A 19,024-nucleotide genomic window follows, 5' to 3' on the forward strand; every position below is an offset into this window, starting at 1 on the left:
TTTTAAAAGTCCACTTTGGAGTCTTATGAAAGCCATCATACCCGTTGCTGGGCTCGGTACCCGCATGCTACCTGCCACTAAAGCCATTCCAAAAGAAATGCTGCCCATTGTGGATAAGCCACTTATTCAATATGTGGTAACCGAGGCAGTGGCTGCCGGTTTTAAAGAGATTGTGCTGGTTACTCATTCCAGTAAAAACTCTATTGAAAACCATTTCGACACCAGCTTTGAACTGGAAGCCACCCTGGAAAAACGGGTAAAGCGCCAGCTGCTGGATGAGGTGCGTTCCATTTGCCCGGCCGACGTTACCATTATGCATGTACGCCAGGGTGCCGCCAAAGGGCTGGGCCATGCCGTGCTGTGTGCTCAGCCCATGGTAGGTGATGAGCCGTTTGCCGTTATTTTGCCAGACGTATTAATTGACGATGCCGCCTGCAACCTGGCGAAAGATAACCTGGCCCGTATGCGTGAGCGCTTTGAAGAGGCTGGTAACAGCCAGATTATGGTAGAGCCCGTGCCAGAGCAGCTAGTAAGTCAATATGGCGTGGTAGATTGCATGGGCCACGAGGTGGCGGTTGATCAAAGCAAACCCATGACCGGTATTGTAGAAAAGCCCGCTGCCGAGCAGGCGCCGTCCAACCTGGCAGTAGTGGGGCGTTATGTGCTGAGCAAAGCCATTTGGCCGCTGCTGGCTAAAACACCTCCCGGCGCAGGAGATGAAATTCAGCTTACTGATGCCATTGCCGCGCTGATGCAGCAAGAGCGGGTAGATGCTTATCGCATGGTGGGCAAAAGCCACGACTGCGGCAGCAAGCTGGGCTATATGAAAGCTAATGTAGAATATGCCCTTCGCCACCCCGATCTGGGTGAAGACTTCGCCAGCATGCTTGCAACTTATACCGGCAATAAGGTAGTGCCCTTTGCCGCTGGCGAATAATTAAAGCTGGATTGATTGTGCCGTTATCTACACATCCTTTATTCAAGGCGTTGCAACACAGCGCTGAATCCATGCCCACGCTGGCAGAACGCTTTGCTGAAAATAGCGAACGTGCGCAGCAGCTGACTTTTCATGTTGGTGAGGAGTTGCTGGTGGACCTTTCCCGCCAGCAGGTATGCCCTGCTGTGCTGCAACAGCTGTGCGAGCTGGCCCGGCACATGAATCTGCCTGCGGCCATTGCCGGCCTGTTTGCCGATAACCAGTTTAACCCCACCGAGCAACGCGCCGTGCTGCACACGGCACTGCGTATGCCGGCAGGTAGCACGCTTGAGCATAACGGCGTGAATGTGGTGCCTGCGGTGCATGCAGAGCTGGCTAAAATGCGCCGCTTTTGTGAGCAAGTGCATTCGGGCGAGTGGCATGGCTTTACCGGCCTGGCCATCACCGATGTGGTGAACATTGGCATTGGTGGCTCCGACCTGGGTCCGGCCATGGTATGCGAAGCGCTTAAGCCCTATTGCACCACCGGCATTCGCACGTATTTTGTGTCGAACATAGACCCGGCGCATCTGGCCACCACCCTTGAGCCGCTTAACCCGGCCACCACTTTGTTTGTGGTGTCGTCCAAAAGCTTTGGCACCGACGAGACCATGTCTAACGCGGTGGCTGCCCGCCAGTGGCTGCTGAGTGCCTGTGGTGATGAGAGCCTGATTCAGCAGCATTTTGTGGCCGTGTCTACCAATCACCGCAAGGTGGTGGAGTTTGGCATTGCGGCCGAAAACATGTTTGAGTTCTGGAGCTGGGTAGGCGGGCGCTTTTCTTTGTGGTCTGCCATTGGCCTGCCCATTGCGCTGGCAGTGGGTTTTGAGCGCTTTGAGCAGCTGCTGGCCGGTGCCCATGCCATGGATGAACACCTGCGCACCACGCCCCTTGAGCAGAACATTCCGGTGCTGCTGGCCTTGTTAACCGTGTGGAACCATAACGTGCTGGGCCATGCCAGCGAAGGGGTGTTCCCCTACAGCCAGCTGATGCACCGTTTTCCGGCATTTTTGCAGCAGCTGAATATGGAATCAAATGGCAAGTCGGTTACCTTGAGTGGCGAGCCGGTCAGCTGTGCCACCGGCCCCATTGTGTTTGGTGATGTGGGCTCCAACAGCCAGCATGCGTTTTTTCAGTTGCTGCATCAGGGCACCACTGTGGTGCCGGCGGAGTTTATTGGCTTTGTAAACTCGCCTTATGACTTTGCTGCTCACCGGCACAAGCTGCTGGCTAATATGTTGGCCCAGGCCGAGGCGCTGGCCTTTGGCAAGCCGGCCGCTGAGGTGCAAGCCGAGCTGAGAGCGGAATGATTGAGCGAACAGCGCATTGCCGAGCTGCTGCCCAGTAAGGTGATGCCCGGCAATCGCCCCAGCACAGTAATTTTGTGCAAGGAGCTGACCCCTCATCAGGGTAAGATCATGAAAAAGCCTTATGGGACAAGGCTCTCGGCGGGTTTTAAATTTAAACACTAACAGCCACCTTGTACAGCGGAGCGCACACTTTTTGAAGAAAAATCTCGATTGGGAAGGATCGCTTTGACGATCAATATCAGCTGTGATCATATGCTGTCTTTTCAACGACAGATGATCGCCATGAACGGACTCGGCCTCTTGCAGCACCTCTCCATCATCAGTGATCCACGCCAGCAATGGAAAGTGGAGCACAAGCTCTCGGACATCCTCTTTCTCACCATTGTGGCCGTCATTGGCGGCGCCGAAGGGTGGGAGGAAATCGAGGATTTCGGTGTCGATCATCTCGACTGGCTGCGCCAGTATGGCGACTTCGAGAACGGGGTGCCAGTGCACGATACCATCGCCCGGGTGATGGGCATGCTCTCGGCCACGCAGTTGCAAAAGAGCTTTGCCGCCTGGATGAAAGAGTGCCATGTGGCCACCGCAGGCGAAGTGATTGCCATCGACGGTAAAACCCTGCGGCGCAGCTACGACAAGGGCCGCCGGCAAGGCGCCATCCACATGGTGTCGGCGTTCAGCGCCGCCAATCAGGTGGTGCTGGGCCAGGTCAAAACCGATGACAAATCCAATGAGATCACCGCCATTCCGGAACTGCTGGAGTTGCTGAGCATTCGTGGCTGCCTGGTGACCATCGACGCCATGGGCTGCCAGCGGGCCATCGCCCAGAAGGTGATCAACAAGGGGGCGGACTACCTGCTGGCGGTAAAAGGCAACCAGCCCAGATTAGAGGAAGCCTTTAACAACTACTTCCGCATGGAGATGTTCCAACATCCCGATAGTGACAGCTACAGCACGCAGGAAAGTGGCCATGGCCGCAAGGAAACCCAGCTGAGCCTGGCGGTGGACGACTTGTCCATCCTGGGTGACCTGGTGTTTGAATGGCCGGAGCTGAAAACGCTGGGGATAGTGGCGGCAGTGCGGGAAGTGGGCGGCCAACCGGCCAAGGACATCAAGGTGCGCTACTACATCAGCTCGGCCAGGCTGTCGGCCAAAGAGCTGCTGGAAGCGAGCCGTTCCCACTGGTCGATAGAATCCCAGCTGCACTGGCAACTCGATGTAGGCATGCGGGAAGACGACTGTCGCATCCGCCGTGAACAGGCCGGCGAAAACATGGCCACCATTCGGCATATCGCCTTTAATGCGTTGAGGGGAGAGACCAGCTTCAAGGCCGGCATGAAGCGCAAGCAAAAGCGGGCAAGCCGAAACAACGCCTACCTGTCGCAAGTCTTGGCAGGACTGGGGGTTTCGTAATCTTGCCCTGTGCGGGAAGATGATTGTCGCATTTGCCGTGAGCAGGCTGGTGAAAACATGGCAGCCATTCGTCATATGGCGTTCAATACCCTGAACAGTAATACCAGTTTCAAGGCTGGTATCAAACGTAAATAGAAGCGGGCAAGTCGCAATACCGATTACCTGTCCTAAGTCCTGTCAGGGCTGGGTTTTCGTAATCTTGCCCTGAGTTACAGGAATCATCTCGGAAGAATCATTTATGCATATTCTCACCCCTGTCTTTTTTAACGCACCTATGGGTGGCCTTCATGAAAACATATATGCTAGTGCATGTTTCATGTTATCAAAAGGCCACCAAGTAACTATTATTTGCAAGCCAGGACCCTTTTCAGAAAAACTAAGAAAAAAAGGCATACAGGTTATTGAAACAGATTTTTCCCTCCATTTATTTTCTGAAATACTTACAGCCATTGAAACACTACATAGCAAACAACCAATTGACCTGATACATGCCCACCCATTCATCTCGCGCCAGCTTGGATTTATTACATCACAAATATTAGGACTTCCATTTCTAGTAACGCTACATGGAAAATATATAGATGAATTACCTAAATACATAGGTAAAACTGATGCAATATTTACAGTTTCAGAGGGGATCCGCAACTATTTACTGAATGAGGGAAGAGCCGACTGCCCAGAGAAAATACACATCATTCCCAACACACCAGATTCCAAACTATTTAAGAAAGTTTCAACAACACCAACGTGCAAGAACGAGAAACGTGTAACGATTGCTTTAGTAACCCGACTGGATAAGGATAAATCTTTTATTCTGGAAGTGTTTTATCAGGCAGTGATTTATGCTGCAGAAAAATATCCAGAACGTATCCACTGGTATGTAGTAGGGCAAGGTACCTTGCAAAACGAAATGGCAGAAAAACTAGAAGCCTTGCGAGGAAAGAACCAAGTTACTTTTACAGGCTGGCTGCAGGATGAAGCGCTCCGTGATGCTTACTACCGTAGTGATGCTGCTATCGCTCCTGGCCGTTGCGCACTGGAAGCGATGAGCTGTGGTGTGCCAGTAATAGCTCTGGGAAGCAAGAATTACACTGGATTGATAGGACCTCAAACTTGGCAAAAAGCCGTGTTCACTAATTTTGGCGGGGTAGGCAACAAGCAAGCAGACTATATAGCTGGTAGTATAGAGGCCGATCTCGACACCTTAATGCATTCAGCTAAATCTCGACATCAACTGGGCAAATTTTGCCGGAATATTGTTTTTCAGTTCTTCAATGACAATCAGACACACCAACGTCTGCTAGGCCATTACCAAATAATACGCGATGCTTATCAAGCACAGCCTAGGCCAAAGTTACCACGTAGCAATTTCTTGGAAATGCGCCTTCAAAGAATTCATATTAAAAAATCAACAGCGGACAAACTTCAGATAACACTTGAATGTGAAGAACCTGAAACACTGCAGTTTGCTTGGTATATAGAACGCGACAAAGAAATAATTGAAAAACGCATGTATCAGCCAAACCCTAAACTCGATATTAAATTAGAGCCGCAGGGTCAATATCGGGTGCAGTGTTATATACGCGACCAAACTGGCCAAAAAGCATCCTTGTGGATTTCAAGTGACACACAGTACCAACAACAAGCCAATATAAAAACATACCTTAACCATCAAAAAAACCTCCCAAAGCTGAACTTTAACATTAATAAAGAACAGCTCGGATAAAAGACACCCTATATTTATGAGAGTCCTCCTAATTTAACCACCCAACAATTTCTAACAATAAACTACAAAACTTTGGGAAGGTCAATCATAAACTAAATTATAGCTAGACACTTCTCAGCAAAGCATCAAAAGTTTAACCATTAAAACAACCAAACATATTCACTCGGCAATTATCTATGACCAGAAAATACTTCGGCACCGACGGCGTTCGCGGCAAGGTCGGCAATTACCCTATTACTCCTGAATTTGTCATGAAGCTGGGCTGGGCTGCCGGCAAGGTACTGTCGCAAGCCGGCACCAAAACCGTATTGATTGGAAAAGACACCCGCATTTCCGGCTATATGCTGGAATCGGCGCTGGAGGCAGGTTTGTCTGCCGCTGGCTTAAATGCTGCTCTGCTGGGCCCCATGCCCACCCCGGCCATTGCCTACCTTACCCGCACTTTTCGGGCCGAGGCCGGCATTGTGATCAGTGCCTCACACAACCCTTATTACGATAACGGCATCAAGTTTTTCTCCCACAACGGCACCAAACTGCCGGACGAGGTGGAGCTGGCCATAGAGGCCATGATGGATAAGCCCATGGACTGTGTTGCCTCCAACAAGCTGGGCAAGGCCCGCCGTATTACCGATGCCGCCGGCCGTTATATTGAGTTTTGCAAAAGCACCTTCCCAACCGAGCTCAGCCTTGAGGGCTTGCGCATTGTGCTGGACTGTGCCCATGGTGCCACCTACCACATTGCTCCGGCGGTGTTCCAGGAGCTGGGTGCCGAGGTGATTACCATTGGTGCCAGCCCGGATGGCCTGAACATTAACGACCACGTTGGCTCTACCGCGCCAGATGCATTGGTTGCCGCCGTTAAGCAATACCGGGCCGACCTGGGTATTGCCTTTGATGGTGACGGCGATCGCCTGGCCATGGCGGATCATTCCGGCCAGTTGCTGGATGGCGACGAACTGCTGTTTATTCTGGCGCAACATGCCCGGCAGCTGAACACCCTGGGCGGCGGCGTAGTGGGCACGCTAATGACCAACATGGCGCTGGAACTGGCCCTGGCCAAGCAGGATATTCCCTTTGTGCGCGCCAAGGTGGGCGACCGCTATGTAATGGAGCAGCTGCAGCAGCACGGCTGGAAGCTGGGTGGCGAAAACTCCGGCCACATTATCAGCCTGGATCACAACAGCACCGGAGACGGTATTATCGCCGCCCTGCAGGTGCTGCGCGCCGCCGTAAGCCAGGGGCTGAGCCTAAAAGAGCTGCGTACCGGCCTTGCCCTGTTCCCCCAGCGGCTGGTGAACGTGCGCTTTGCCGCCGGCAGCAATCCGCTGGAAAATAACGAGGTTAAGCAGCGCGTGGCCGAAGCGGAAGCCAAACTCGCCGGCAGCGGCCGGGTGCTGCTGCGCAAATCCGGCACCGAGCCGCTTATTCGCGTGATGGTGGAAGGTGCCGAGGCCCCCTTGGTTAACGAGCTGGCCGAGTATATTGCCGCAGCGGTGTAAGCCCCTATTTTGTTGGCATAACCCCCTTGGGTTGCAGTAAAGTACCCGCCGCTCACTTCCACACAACACTACATTTTGCAGGAGCATGCATGAACCTGACTCTCGCCATCGCGGCATTGTGTAATTGGCGCCTGGCAGAAACCGCTCTGGTGCATATTTCATCTGCCCTGCCGGCAACGGCAACCCCGCTCGAAACCGAGCTCCACCACCAGCAACTGGCCGGCATCTTGGCCAAGGATCATACTGGCGCCGTGGTGCTTTATGCGCCCCTCGAGCTGGCACTGGAACATGCCATGGCGCAGGGTATGGAGCCTTCCCAGGCCATTGCGTTGTGGCAGCATAACGCCACCCTGCTGGTGCGCTTTTGCAAGCAGCACAGGGGCAAAGCGGCATTGTTCAACCTGGCAGACGTAACGGCCTCGCCCGAATTGTTTAAAGCCCTTTGTGCCCAGCTTTGGCCGCAGGTAACGCCCAACAGCGCATTAATACCGGCCGGCCACCACCAGCCCGCCCTGCTTTATCGTTTGCTGGCCGGTTATTGGTTATCCGCCACGCCTTCGTTACTGTCGTTGTCGCAACAGCTTGCTGCCTTGGCGCAGCCGTTGCAGCCTGCCCTGGCTCCCCAGCCGGCCGCCGAAGAGCTCAACCGGCTGGCGGCGGATTATCAGGCAGGGCAAAAGGCCCGGCAGCAGTTGGCTGAGGTGGAGGAGAAACTGGAGTCTGTTACCAAAGAACGTGATCAGGCCTTAGCAAGTATTTCGGCCATCACCAAAGAGCGGGACGCCGCTTTGCAGTCGGTGGCGGAAACCGCCGCGCTGCGGCAAGAAAACAGCCTGCTGCTGGAGCAGTTATTTACCGTGCAGGAGGAGCTGGAAAAACACCTGCTGGCTCAGCAGCCTGTGGCAATAACCACCGCAGTCAAACCAGAACCAACCCATGCGGAACAGCCGGAACACGCCGTTCATCATACCGGACGGCATACTTCCTCGCTTCGCCGCCACTTTAAAAAGCGGGCAGAAAAAAAACGGTTGCAGCAAAAAGCCGCCGAGCTGGCTGCCTCTTCTTTGTTTAATGGTGACTGGTATCTGGCGCAATATCCCGATGTGGCGGCCGACAAACAGTTTGCAACCAACCCGGCACTGCATTACCTGAAGTGTGGCGGCTTTGAAGGGCGCAACCCCAGCCCACAGTTCAACAGCCGTGATTATCTGGATGCCAACCCGGACGTAGCCGCGGCCGGCTTTAACCCGCTTTATCACTACCTGCGCTTTGGCCAGGCTGAAAACAGGCCCTTGTATTAATGGCTACACCTTCCCCTTTGCAGCCGAGTGATGAGGCCGCCCTAAAGACCTTGTTCAATCCGCAGTGGTACTTGGCTCACTATCCTGATGTAGAGGCAGCAGGGATAGAGCCCTGGCAGCATTTTATACGCCATGGTATTCATGAGCAGCGGTTGCCCTGCCCGCTTGAGGTCTGGTCTTTGGATGAAACGCTATGGCAGGGGGATGAATCTGCACTCGGTCGGCTGCATGAGCTTGTACAGGTCCCAGGGCTTGAAGGCTCAGTAGCCGGTTGGCTGCTGGGCCGCTGGTATTTTACGCATGGGGAGATTGATAAAGCAGAAGCCCCTTTACAGTTTTTTTTTAACGAGCCCAAAGCCCGACTGCTGGTTCGCCATGCTGGGCCCTTCCTGCTGTTGTTCAGCATTTTGCATCGCCAACAACGGTTTGATGAGGCCAAGGTCTGGCTGACAGATAGCCGCTGGCCGGTAACCCCAGATAAATCTCTAGCACATGCCATGCTGCCCGGGCCAGAGCGCCTGCTCTGGCTGAACCAGATGTTTGAACAAACTAATCTGCATCCGGTCGCTCTGCTTTCCGAGCAGGCTGGGCCTGTGCTAGATAATCTGGCAGCCTTGCCTTCCCCCCCCGCTGCCCGGGGTTCAGGCTGGTGGCCCCGCTGTCCTTTGGTGAGTGTTATCATTCCTTGCCATAATGCTGCCGCAACCCTGGTTACAGCCTTGCGTAGCCTGCAACAGCAAAGCTGGCGTAATCTGCAAATTCTGGTGGTAGATGATGCCTCCACCGATCATTCCGTTCAACTGGTTACCGACCTGGCCCGTGAAGACAAGCGAATTACCCTGCTGCGTCACTCACGCAACCAAGGAGCCTATTCCGCGCGCAACACCGGTCTGGCGGCCGCCAAAGGCCGGTTTATTACGGTTCATGATGCCGATGACTGGTCCCATCCGCAAAAAATCGAGCAACAGGCCAGGGCTTTGCTGAATAACCGCCATCTTGTAGCCAGTGTCAGCCACTGGGTACGCTGTTCCCCTCGTCTTGATTTTCAGGCTTGGGGAAAAGAGAATGGCTGGACCTACCGTAATGTGTCTTCGCTGATGTTTCGCCGAAATGTGCGCAAGCAGTTGGGATATTGGGATCTGGTCTCGGTAAACGCCGATACTGAGTATTACTACCGCCTTATCCGTTTTTACGGTGCCAAAGCAATCACCGAGGTCATGCCCGGTGTGCCGCTTGCCTTCGCCAGGGTAGGCAGTGGCTCACTCACCCACCAGCAAGCTACCCATCTGTTCAGCCAATACCAGTCCAATGGCCCGCGCCGACGCTATAACGAGGCTGCTTGGCAGTGGCACCAGCAGGTAAGCGGCAAGCAGTTGTATCTTGAGCAGAGGCCTAATCTACGCCCCTTTGCCGTGCCCCACAGTATGTGCCGGGGTAATGAGCAACAACACAGCCATAATCTTGAACTGCTGGCCCGGCAAAGCGGTTTGTTCGACGCGCAATGGTATTTGCGCCGCTATCCGGACGTTGCCCAGGCAGGCATTGATGCCTGGCAGCACTATCTGCGCCATGGTTTTCGTGAAGGGCGCGATCCTGGCCCCAGGTTCAGTACCTCCGGCTACCTTTACCAATATCCTAAATCAGCAGGTATCAATCCGCTGCTACATTTGCAGACCCGGGATAATGCCACTGAATATTGCCTCCCTCAGTTTGGCGGAAAGCTAGGATGGCTGCCCGGTCGGCCGGCCATGTTGGTGTGCGCCCATCAGGTAAGCAACCACAGTTTTGGCGCCGAGCGCAGCCTGCTGGATGTGCTGCAGGCCTTAACGGCACTGGGCTACAATCTTGTGGTCAGCCTGCCCTCGGCTGACTCTAAGGAATATGTTGAACAGGTTGCCAGCCTGTGCCAGCAACTGATGGTCTTGCCTTATCACTGGTGGCATGCAAACCGAGTGGCAGAGCCTGTTACCCAAGCCTTTTTTGAAAGCCTGATTGAGCAATTCGGCATTGGGCTGGTGTATTGCAATACGCTTACCTTACTGGAGCCATTACTGGCCGCCAAGGCGGCCGGGGTGTCTTGTGTTACCCACATTAGGGAATTGCCGGAGCATGATGCCTCGTTATGCTCGTCGCTGGGTGCCAATCCAACGCAAATCCGGCAACATTTGCTGGATAACAGTGATTTTTTTATTGCCAATTCAGGCGTGGTTGCCAACTACCTTGCTTGCCCGGAAAGGGTTACACTGGTGCCCAATGTTATCGACCCGACCTTGTATGCGGTGCCGTTACCCGGCAAATCACGGCTTCAGGTGGGTATGATCAGCAGCAACCTGCCCAAAAAGGGTCTTCATGACTTTGTTAAACTGGCCGCCCTGCTGGAACCCCATAATATGGACTGCCTGTTAATTGGGCCGGAAAACGAACATACCCAAGCCTTGCTAGCACAAGCTCCTCTTCCCGCTAACCTCATCTTTGCAGGATACGTTAGCTCTCCCCAACAAGGGCTTACCTTGCTGGATGTAGTAGTCAACCTGTCGCATTTTCAGGAGTCGTTTGGCCGCACCGTATTGGAGGCCATGGCAGCCGCCCGCCCGGTGGTGTGCTACCGCTGGGGTGCCTTGCCCGAGCTGGTTGTAGATGGTAAAACCGGGTTGATGGCGGATTACCAGGATATTGGTGCTATAGCTAGTCACCTTGTTCGCTTAGCAAACGATCCCTTGTTAAGGGACAATATTGCCAAGGCTGCGCAGTCAAGAGCAAAGCAGTATTATTCCCAGGCATCTATTCAACCTTTGCTGCGCCGGGCTATTGAGCGATATATTGATAACCAACTGATTTAAAGGAAGTCGTTTTTGTCTTCGCTACAGAAAACCCTGAGCTTTATTAAGCACCGAGCCATTGAGAGCAAGATTATTTCTTGGTCCTTGGATTATCCTAACCCCAAAAGAGAGCCTCTATTCGAAAACGACAACATTGTTTTAAGGGGTTGGATTCTATTTAAACGAAAAACCCTCTCAGAATCCCCCTGCATATATATTCCATACTCAGAGTTTGTGGATAGAAAAGTCATCTTAGACAAAGCAAGACCAGATGTGATAGAAGCTATTTTTGGAAAAAAAGACAATAAAAACCCACAACACCACTGTGGATTCAACATTAACATCCCCTGCAGTCAAAAAAAAATCAATATTCGCATTCGCGTGGCAGAAAAAGATTACCTACTAAAAAAAGTCGACCTGTCCGAATATTTAAAAAGGCATACAGAAAATAACAAGCTTAAAGTATTGCAGGGGATAAATGGCTGGCTTTTCCTTGATAATGATACCAATTACAGTGTTGATCAACACTGCGGAAACTTAATATTGAAGAAAAACTGCTTGGAAAACTGGCAGGCTTACATTAATGAATTAACTACAATATCTAATGACAAAATGAAAAAATGTGCCTTTCTCATCACTCCCAGCAAAGAAGAAGTAATGGACAGGTATCATCCCTACCCCAAGGCAGAAACCTCTTTACTAAAACCGATCTTGGAAAAAATACCGCAACACCTTCTTGTCTACCCACTAAACGAACTTAAAGAATTAGGTGATGCTGCTTTTTTAAAAACAGATACACACTGGACTCATCAGGGAGCCAAAACAGCTGCCATTTCCGTTGCCAACAAGTTGAAACTCCCCGAAGACGACATATTAACTCTACTCAGCTCTGATAAATACACACAACGTAAACATGTTGGTGATTTGGGCAACAAGTTAGCGGAGCCACAAAGTGCTACGTCAAACTTTCTTTCTTCTTTTAGCTTTCGCAATTGGGTGGTTTATGATAACGCCTTGCCAAACTTTGGAAGAATAATAGTCACGCATTATCCAAAAGCTTTAACTAACTCAACCTGCCTAATTTTTGGATCTTCTTCAAGTTACTCCATGTTTAATTATTTTTGCCGCTTTTTCTCCAATATGATTTTCATACATACAGCTGGCAACATTGATACCAGTTTAATTACAGCCATTTCACCCAATTATCTTATTACCCAAACCAACGCCCGTTTTATGATACGACCTCCTGTTGCAGACTATGATGTAGATCAAACAATTAGAGATAAAATTAATCTTCTTAGTGAAGAACAGCTGACTATTCAGAAAAAAAACGTGATAATCCGGGATCTGGAAATGATTAGAGCCTTGGGCCTTGAACGATGGCACAACATTATCTCATGTTAACTTATTACTGAATGAAAATTAGTGCTATAGTAAGCCACCTTGTGCAGTAGAAGGCTAAGTTGTGAGCATATCTTCCTTTAATTATCAATATCAACACCAAGCACAGTTGGACTTGACTCTTGCTGCTCGCTGGATGCTTGTTTCGGCTCAGCTGAACCATCAACAACAAAACCTTGAGTGTCTTCTTGTTGTTGATTTTAAAGACGGCTCACGCTCCTCATATCCGCTGCCTGTTACTTTTAAAGGTCGGCTTTATGAGGTTTTTTATCTTGATAAACCGGCAGAGCGGTTACTGGTTGAGTTTCGCAGCCAGGGAGAGATCAGTTTTACATCCCCCCTCAGCATAACACGTATTGGTTTTTTGTCTGCATGGTACATTATGCAGCGTCGGCTTTCTCATACTCCAAAACGGCAAAAATTAGCATTAGGAATCGGCAAGCTAAATCAGCTTTTTAATACTTTCAAAGCATATCGCCTGTCAGCGAACACTCGCTATTACATGCCATCCCCTGGCTATGAAGAGTGGATAAGACTTAATGAAAACTTCAGCAACTCTGTTAAACAGCGTCTGGTCCGTTTTTTTGCAGAAAAGGCCGGTTCCCTGCCCAGCTTGGATATTATCATCGATGCCAGACACAATACCAACCTTCAGGAAATCAACTCGACACTGGCCAGTATCAGCCACCAATTAACTGTGGTGCCAAAGGTGTTCTTACTGGCGAATGATAAGGATGTTGATAACCTGCAGCAGAGCCTAGACCCCAACATCCTGGTCACGGGTATTTCTCGTCTCGGCTCACTGCTGGAGCAAGGCGAAAACGCTTGGTTTTATTTGCTGCAACCCGGCATAACTCTTTCGCCATGGGCACTGGCCTGGATTAGCGCATCGATATGGCATAATAAAGTTAAATTTATTTATAGTGACCATGATCAACTTGTTAGTGGCAAGCGGGTTAAGCCCTGTTTTAAGCCAGATTGGTCGCCAACCTTTGCCAAAAGCTCAGGCTATATAGGGCCGGCATTTGCTATTCAATCCGAACTTTTTTTACGCACCTTGAGTGAAGACGGCTTTCAAACCGCCTATCAACTTATGCTTGATGCCACATCACATATAAAAGATGAGCAGGTCTATCACATTACAGCAATATTGTATCATTCAAGTACCGCTGAATCATCTGCAGCCCCCCAACAAGAACTGTTGAATGCTCACTTGAAAAAAAAAGGAGTAGCTGCTGCAGTCAGCAAGGACGGGGATTTTTTACGAGTTCAGTACCGGCTTCCTTTCCCCCGACCTTTGGTCAGCATTTTGGTGCCAACTCGTGATGCCCTGCGCTATCTGAAGACCAGTATAGACAGTGTGCTGGAAAAAACATCCTGGCCGAGCTACGAAATAATTATTCTCGACAATCAAAGTTCAGATCCAGCCACTCTGGCCTATATGAAAAATGTAGAAGCAAACCCTAAGGTCCGAGTTCTGCGTTATGACCACCCCTTTAATTTTTCTTCCATTAATAATTTTGGTGCGCGTCACGCCCGGGGTGACATTATTTGTTTATTGAATAACGACACCGAGATCATCAGCCCCGATTGGCTGGAGGAAATGGTTTCCCGCTTGCTTCAGCCCAAGGTTGGCGTGGTAGGTGCCCGGCTTTATTTTAGCGATGGCCGTGTTCAGCATGCCGGTGATGTGCTGGGCCCTGGTGGCTGCGCCACCCATTTGCATGGAATATTGGACGCTGATGACCCTGGGTATATGCACAGGGCTGTTTTACCTCAGGATTTATCCGCCGTTACTGCTGCCTGCTTTGTCACTCATCGTTCGTTATTTGAGCAGCTGGGTGGCTTGGACGAAAAACACCTGCCGGTTGCCTTTAATGATGTGGATTATTGCCTGCGGGTGCGGGAGGCCGGCTGGAGGGTAATTTATACGCCTTATGCGGAGCTTTATCATCACGAATCGGTTTCTCGCGGCAAGGATGATTCGCCTGAAAAAATGGCCAGGGCAAAACGAGAGGCCGAATATATGAGAAGTCGCTGGGGGCATATCATAGAAAGAGATCCTTTTTATAACCCTAACCTCAACTACTCCAGAGCAGATTTCACTTTAGGCAAAATTCCGCGCCAGCAGTGGCCATGGTAATTGGTACTGGCAATGGATAAAGTATATATTGTTGAACAAGGAACAAACCCCAGCACTGATTTTTTTGTTCTTGCAGAGCTAAAAAAATGGTCTGCAGAGGTGGTCCGTATTCATCTGAATGACGAACCACCTTCTTTTATTCCTTATGGCACGTCTGTTGTTTTTATTCGCTATATCAACAATCAGTGGCGCTCATGGGTTGACAAAAATTCATCTCAACTCAGCAACATAAGTTTTTTCATGGATGATGATCTGCTTGATATAAGTGTACATCGCCATTTATCTTTACGGTATCGTTGGAAACTATATTATTACGCCTATCGCCACCAATACTGGATGCAAAACAAAAATGTCAACTTTTGGGTTTCCAACAACTGGCTGGCTAATAAATACGCCCACCTTAATCCTATAATCCTCCCCCCCTACTCACCATATACTCAACAGGGTAATCTTAAAACCGTTTTTTATCATGGTTCGGCATCTCACCATCAGGAGGTGGAGTGGTTAAAACCGGTAATACACCATGTTTTAGAACAGGACAAAAATTTATGCTTTGAGCTTATCGGAAATCAAAAAACCAGAAATTTATTTAATGACACCCCAAGGGTTCATGTTTTATTACCCATGAACTGGGAAAGTTACCAAGCATTGATTTCCAGACCCGGCCGCACTATTGGCTTGGCACCGTTACTCAACACTGCATTCAACGACGCTCGCTCGTACACTAAATTTTTTGATATTACGCAAGCCGGTGCGGCAGGTATTTATGCGGATCATGCAGTCTACCGCCCTGTGGTGAATCATGGCGTCAATGGCTTGATGCTGCCAATGGATCAAAAACTGTGGGCAGAGTCTATTTTATTGCTTAGCGAAAATACTTTACTGCGACAACAGCTGGTTACCGCCGCCACAGAACCGCTGTAGCTTTTTTGAACAGTCACGTTGTTTATCCAAGCGCAGGAAGCCTGCCTTTTCCCCATTTGGCTAAAATCCGTTAGAATGGCGCCCATATTGCGCTCGGGAAACACGCCATGACTCAAAGGACCATTCTTGTAACCGGTGGTGCCGGTTTTATCGGCTCCGCCGTGATACGCCACATTATCCGTAACACGTCGGACATTGCCGTCAACGTAGACAAGCTCACCTACGCCGGTAACCTGGCGTCGTTGGCCGGGGTGGCGGATTCTCCCCGTTACCGTTTTGCTCATCTCGACATTTGTGATCGCGCCGGGCTGGATGAACTGTTCACCAAGCACCAGCCCACAGCGGTGATGCACCTGGCGGCGGAAAGCCATGTGGACAGATCCATCAGCGGCCCGGCGGAATTCATCAATACCAACATCGTCGGCACCTACACCCTGCTGGAAGCAGCTCGGCACTACTGGAACGGGCTGGATAACGAACGCAAAACGGCCTTTCGCTTCCATCATATTTCCACCGACGAGGTCTACGGCGACCTGCACGGCACGGACGATCTCTTTACCGAAGCTACGCCCTATGCTCCCAGCAGCCCCTACTCCGCCAGCAAGGCCAGTTCCGATCACCTGGTGCGGGCCTGGCTGCGTACTTATGGCCTGCCCACCCTGGTGACCAACTGCTCAAACAACTACGGGCCCTATCACTTCCCGGAAAAGTTGATCCCGCTTATCCTCCTCAACGCGCTGGAAGGAAAACCCCTGCCCATTTATGGCAAGGGCGACCAGATCCGTGACTGGCTGTATGTGGAAGACCACGCCCGGGCTTTGTACCAGGTGGTAACGGAAGGCAAGCCGGGCGAAACCTACAACATTGGTGGCCATAACGAAAAAACCAACCTGGAGGTAGTGCATGCCATTTGCCGCCTGCTGGATGAGCTTGCCCCTTCGCGCTTCAGCCCTTATGCCTCGCTGATCACCCATGTTACCGACCGCCCCGGCCATGATCTGCGCTACGCCATTGATGCCGGCAAAATAGAGCGGGAGCTGGGCTGGAAACCACAAGAAACGTTTGAATCCGGCTTGCGTAAAACCGTGCTGTGGTATCTGGCCAACCAGGAGTGGGTTAACAATGTAAAAAGCGGTGCCTACCGCCAGTGGCTGGAACAGCATTATGGCGGTGGCCACTGATGCACCTGTTATTGCTGGGCAAGAATGGCCAGGTGGGCTGGGAGCTGCAACGTGCCCTTTCTCCCCTGGGGCGGATAACGGCGCTGGATCGCCACAGCACCCACTATTGCGGCGATCTCACCAAACCGGATGAACTGGCGCAAACCGTCAGGGCCCTTAAACCGGACGTGATTATCAATGCCGCGGCCTATACGGCGGTGGACAACGCGGAAACCGAGCGGGAGCTGGCCACCCTGGTCAATGCCCATGCTGTTAGCGTGCTGGCACGGCAAGCCGAGGCAACAGGCGCCTGGCTGGTGCATTATTCCACCGACTATGTGTTTGATGGCTCGGGCCACACTCCCTGGCGCGAGCAGGACCCCGCCGGCCCCCTTAACCACTATGGTGCCAGCAAGCTGGCCGGCGAGCAGGCCATTGCCCGCTATTGCTCCCGCCACCTGATTTTTCGTACCAGTTGGGTGTATGCCGCGCGAGGGAACAATTTTGCCAAAACCATGCTGCGCCTGGCCCAAGCACGCAGCACGCTGGGTGTCATTAACGATCAGTTTGGTGCCCCCACCGGTGCCGACTTGATTGCCGATGTAACCGCCCATGCCTTGCGCCAGGCCATGGCAAAACCGGTCCTCTCGGGGCTTTATCACCTGGCGGCGGCGGGCGAAACCAACTGGCACGACTATGCGGATTTTGTGTTTAACGCTGCCCGTAGAGCGGGGGTTTCACTGGCGCTGGAACAACTGGAACCCATTCCTTCCCGTGCCTGGCCTACCCCTGCGGCACGCCCGGCAAACTCGCGGCTGGATTGCAGCAAACTCCGGCATGGCTTTGGGCTGCACCTGCCCCCTTGGCAACAAGGCGTTTTACATATGCTGAATGAGACTTTGGAGCCGCTTAAATGAGCCAGCGCAAGGGCATTATCCTGGCCGGAGGATCAGGCACCCGCCTGTACCCGGTGACCATGGCGGTGAGCAAACAACTGCTGCCGGTTTACGACAAACCCATGATCTACTACCCGCTTTGCACGCTTATGTTGGCGGGCATTCGCGATATTTTGATTATCAGCACCCCTCAGGATACTCCGCGCTTTGAGCAATTGCTGGGTGATGGCAGCCAGTGGGGAGTTTCCCTGCGGTATGCGGTGCAACCCAGCCCCGACGGGCTGGCCCAGGCTTTTGTTATTGGTGCCGACTTTATCGGCAATGGCCCCTGTGCCCTGATATTGGGCGACAATATTTTCTTTGGCCACGACCTGCAAAAAGCCCTGGTGGATGCCAACCGCTGTGAGCATGGCGCCACTGTTTTTGCCTACCATGTTCACGATCCCGAGCGTTATGGCGTTATCGAGTTTGACGAACAAGGCCGGGCACTTAGCCTGGAAGAAAAACCAGCCCACCCCAAAAGTCAATATGCCGTTACCGGGCTGTATTTTTACGATAACCAGGTGGTTGATATTGCTCGCCGGTTAACGCCTTCCGCCCGGGGAGAACTTGAAATTACCGATGTTAACAAGGCCTACCTGGCTCGTGGAGAGCTTGCCGTCACAACCATGGGCCGGGGCTATGCCTGGCTGGACACCGGCACCCACGACAGCCTGATGGAAGCCGGCAGCTTTATTCAAACCATTGAGCACCGCCAGGGGCTCAAGGTTGCCTGCCCGGAAGAGATTGCCTATCGCAAGGGGTTTATCAACGCACAGCAGGTTCAGCAGTTGGCCGAACCTCTGGCCAAGAGTGCCTATGGTCAATACCTGCTGAAAATGCTTAAACCAGGATACCGTTCATGAAGGTTATCGATACCGCCATTCCCGATGTTCTCATCATGGAGCCCACCGTATTCGGTGATGAACGCGGTTTTTTCCTCGAAAGCTTTAACCAGCGCAGGTTTAACGACGCGGTTGGCCGGGAGGTGAATTTTGTACAGGACAATCATTCGCGCTCGGCGCAGGGGGTTTTGAGAGGCTTGCATTATCAAGTGGTTCAGCCCCAGGGCAAGCTGGTGCGTTGTACTGTTGGCGAGGTATTCGATGTGGCGGTGGATATTCGCGCCAACTCCAGCACTTTTGGCCAGTGGGTAGGTGTGCATCTCTCGGCCGAAAACAAGCGGCAACTGTGGATACCCGAAGGCTTCGCCCATGGTTTTGTGGTGCTCTCGGAAATAGCGGATTTTCAGTATAAAGCCACGGATTACTACGCTCCCGAACACGAACGCGCCATCCGCTGGGACGACCCAGCCCTGGCGATTGAATGGCCTTTGTCCAGCCCTCCCCTGTTATCGGAAAAGGACAAAAAAGCCCCATTATTTGCCGATGCCGAGCTACCGGTTATTTGAAGCCCA

The 19,024-nt window shown here is 51.8% G+C and carries 14 protein-coding genes; all 14 read left to right on the plus strand.

Annotated elements, in window-relative coordinates:
• Positions 1-25 precede the first annotated feature (25 nt).
• Entirely contained in the window at positions 26-937 is a 912-nt protein-coding gene (galU, locus tag C7I36_RS00625) for a UTP--glucose-1-phosphate uridylyltransferase GalU (RefSeq protein WP_106451815.1), read from the plus strand.
• Positions 938-954: 17 nt separating this feature from the next.
• Entirely contained in the window at positions 955-2,286 is a 1,332-nt protein-coding gene (gene pgi / locus C7I36_RS00630; protein ID WP_281258105.1) for a glucose-6-phosphate isomerase, read from the plus strand.
• Between the two features lie 282 nt (positions 2,287-2,568).
• Positions 2,569-3,699: an ISAs1 family transposase gene (locus C7I36_RS00635; protein ID WP_106451953.1), complete on the plus strand. Its 1,131-nt coding sequence runs from the start codon at positions 2,569-2,571 to the stop codon at positions 3,697-3,699.
• Between the two features lie 238 nt (positions 3,700-3,937).
• On the plus strand, positions 3,938-5,425 hold the full coding sequence (locus C7I36_RS00645; RefSeq protein WP_106451816.1) for a glycosyltransferase family 4 protein: 1,488 nt from the start codon (positions 3,938-3,940) through the stop codon (positions 5,423-5,425).
• A 176-nt stretch (positions 5,426-5,601) separates the two neighbouring features.
• Complete coding sequence (gene glmM / locus C7I36_RS00650) at positions 5,602-6,924, plus strand: phosphoglucosamine mutase (RefSeq protein WP_106451817.1); 1,323 nt, start codon at positions 5,602-5,604, stop codon at positions 6,922-6,924.
• Positions 6,925-6,950: 26 nt separating this feature from the next.
• Positions 6,951-8,225: a hypothetical protein gene (locus tag C7I36_RS00655; protein WP_146137287.1), complete on the plus strand. Its 1,275-nt coding sequence runs from the start codon at positions 6,951-6,953 to the stop codon at positions 8,223-8,225.
• Positions 8,226-8,296: 71 nt separating this feature from the next.
• Complete coding sequence (locus C7I36_RS17830) at positions 8,297-11,065, plus strand: glycosyltransferase (protein WP_181256260.1); 2,769 nt, start codon at positions 8,297-8,299, stop codon at positions 11,063-11,065.
• A gap of 12 nt (positions 11,066-11,077) precedes the next feature.
• Entirely contained in the window at positions 11,078-12,448 is a 1,371-nt protein-coding gene (locus C7I36_RS00665) for an alginate O-acetyltransferase AlgX-related protein (protein WP_106451820.1), read from the plus strand.
• Positions 12,449-12,509: 61 nt separating this feature from the next.
• Positions 12,510-14,588, plus strand: coding sequence for a glycosyltransferase family 2 protein (locus C7I36_RS00670; protein ID WP_106451821.1), 2,079 nt, complete (start codon positions 12,510-12,512; stop codon positions 14,586-14,588).
• A 12-nt stretch (positions 14,589-14,600) separates the two neighbouring features.
• The gene (locus tag C7I36_RS00675; RefSeq protein WP_106451822.1) at positions 14,601-15,512 is read left to right on the plus strand and encodes a glycosyltransferase family protein; all 912 of its coding nucleotides are present in this window, start codon (positions 14,601-14,603) and stop codon (positions 15,510-15,512) included.
• Positions 15,513-15,619: 107 nt separating this feature from the next.
• On the plus strand, positions 15,620-16,693 hold the full coding sequence (gene rfbB, locus C7I36_RS00680; RefSeq protein ID WP_106451823.1) for a dTDP-glucose 4,6-dehydratase: 1,074 nt from the start codon (positions 15,620-15,622) through the stop codon (positions 16,691-16,693).
• Positions 16,693-17,589, plus strand: a complete 897-nt coding sequence (gene rfbD, locus C7I36_RS00685; protein ID WP_106451824.1) for a dTDP-4-dehydrorhamnose reductase — start codon at positions 16,693-16,695, stop codon at positions 17,587-17,589. Before rfbB ends, rfbD begins: the two co-directional genes overlap by 1 nt.
• Positions 17,586-18,473, plus strand: a complete 888-nt coding sequence (rfbA, locus tag C7I36_RS00690; protein ID WP_106451825.1) for a glucose-1-phosphate thymidylyltransferase RfbA — start codon at positions 17,586-17,588, stop codon at positions 18,471-18,473. Before rfbD ends, rfbA begins: the two co-directional genes overlap by 4 nt.
• Positions 18,470-19,018, plus strand: coding sequence for a dTDP-4-dehydrorhamnose 3,5-epimerase (gene rfbC / locus C7I36_RS00695; protein WP_106451826.1), 549 nt, complete (start codon positions 18,470-18,472; stop codon positions 19,016-19,018). Before rfbA ends, rfbC begins: the two co-directional genes overlap by 4 nt.
• The last annotated feature ends 6 nt before the right edge of the window (positions 19,019-19,024 follow it).

The organism is Zobellella taiwanensis (assembly GCF_003012795.1).
Lineage (GTDB): Bacteria > Pseudomonadota > Gammaproteobacteria > Enterobacterales > Aeromonadaceae > Oceanimonas > Oceanimonas taiwanensis.

Bases quoted from the DNA above. Each gene is read 5' to 3' on its own strand.
- galU (WP_106451815.1), top strand. From the start codon at position 26: ATGAAAGCCATCATACCCGTTGCTGGGCTCGGTACCCGCATGCTACCT.
- C7I36_RS00635 (WP_106451953.1), top strand. From the start codon at position 2,569: ATGAACGGACTCGGCCTCTTGCAGCACCTCTCCATCATCAGTGATCCA.
- C7I36_RS00645 (WP_106451816.1), top strand. From the start codon at position 3,938: ATGCATATTCTCACCCCTGTCTTTTTTAACGCACCTATGGGTGGCCTT.
- glmM (WP_106451817.1), top strand. From the start codon at position 5,602: ATGACCAGAAAATACTTCGGCACCGACGGCGTTCGCGGCAAGGTCGGC.
- C7I36_RS00675 (WP_106451822.1), top strand. From the start codon at position 14,601: ATGGATAAAGTATATATTGTTGAACAAGGAACAAACCCCAGCACTGAT.
- rfbB (WP_106451823.1), top strand. From the start codon at position 15,620: ATGACTCAAAGGACCATTCTTGTAACCGGTGGTGCCGGTTTTATCGGC.
- rfbD (WP_106451824.1), top strand. From the start codon at position 16,693: ATGCACCTGTTATTGCTGGGCAAGAATGGCCAGGTGGGCTGGGAGCTG.
- rfbA (WP_106451825.1), top strand. From the start codon at position 17,586: ATGAGCCAGCGCAAGGGCATTATCCTGGCCGGAGGATCAGGCACCCGC.
- rfbC (WP_106451826.1), top strand. From the start codon at position 18,470: ATGAAGGTTATCGATACCGCCATTCCCGATGTTCTCATCATGGAGCCC.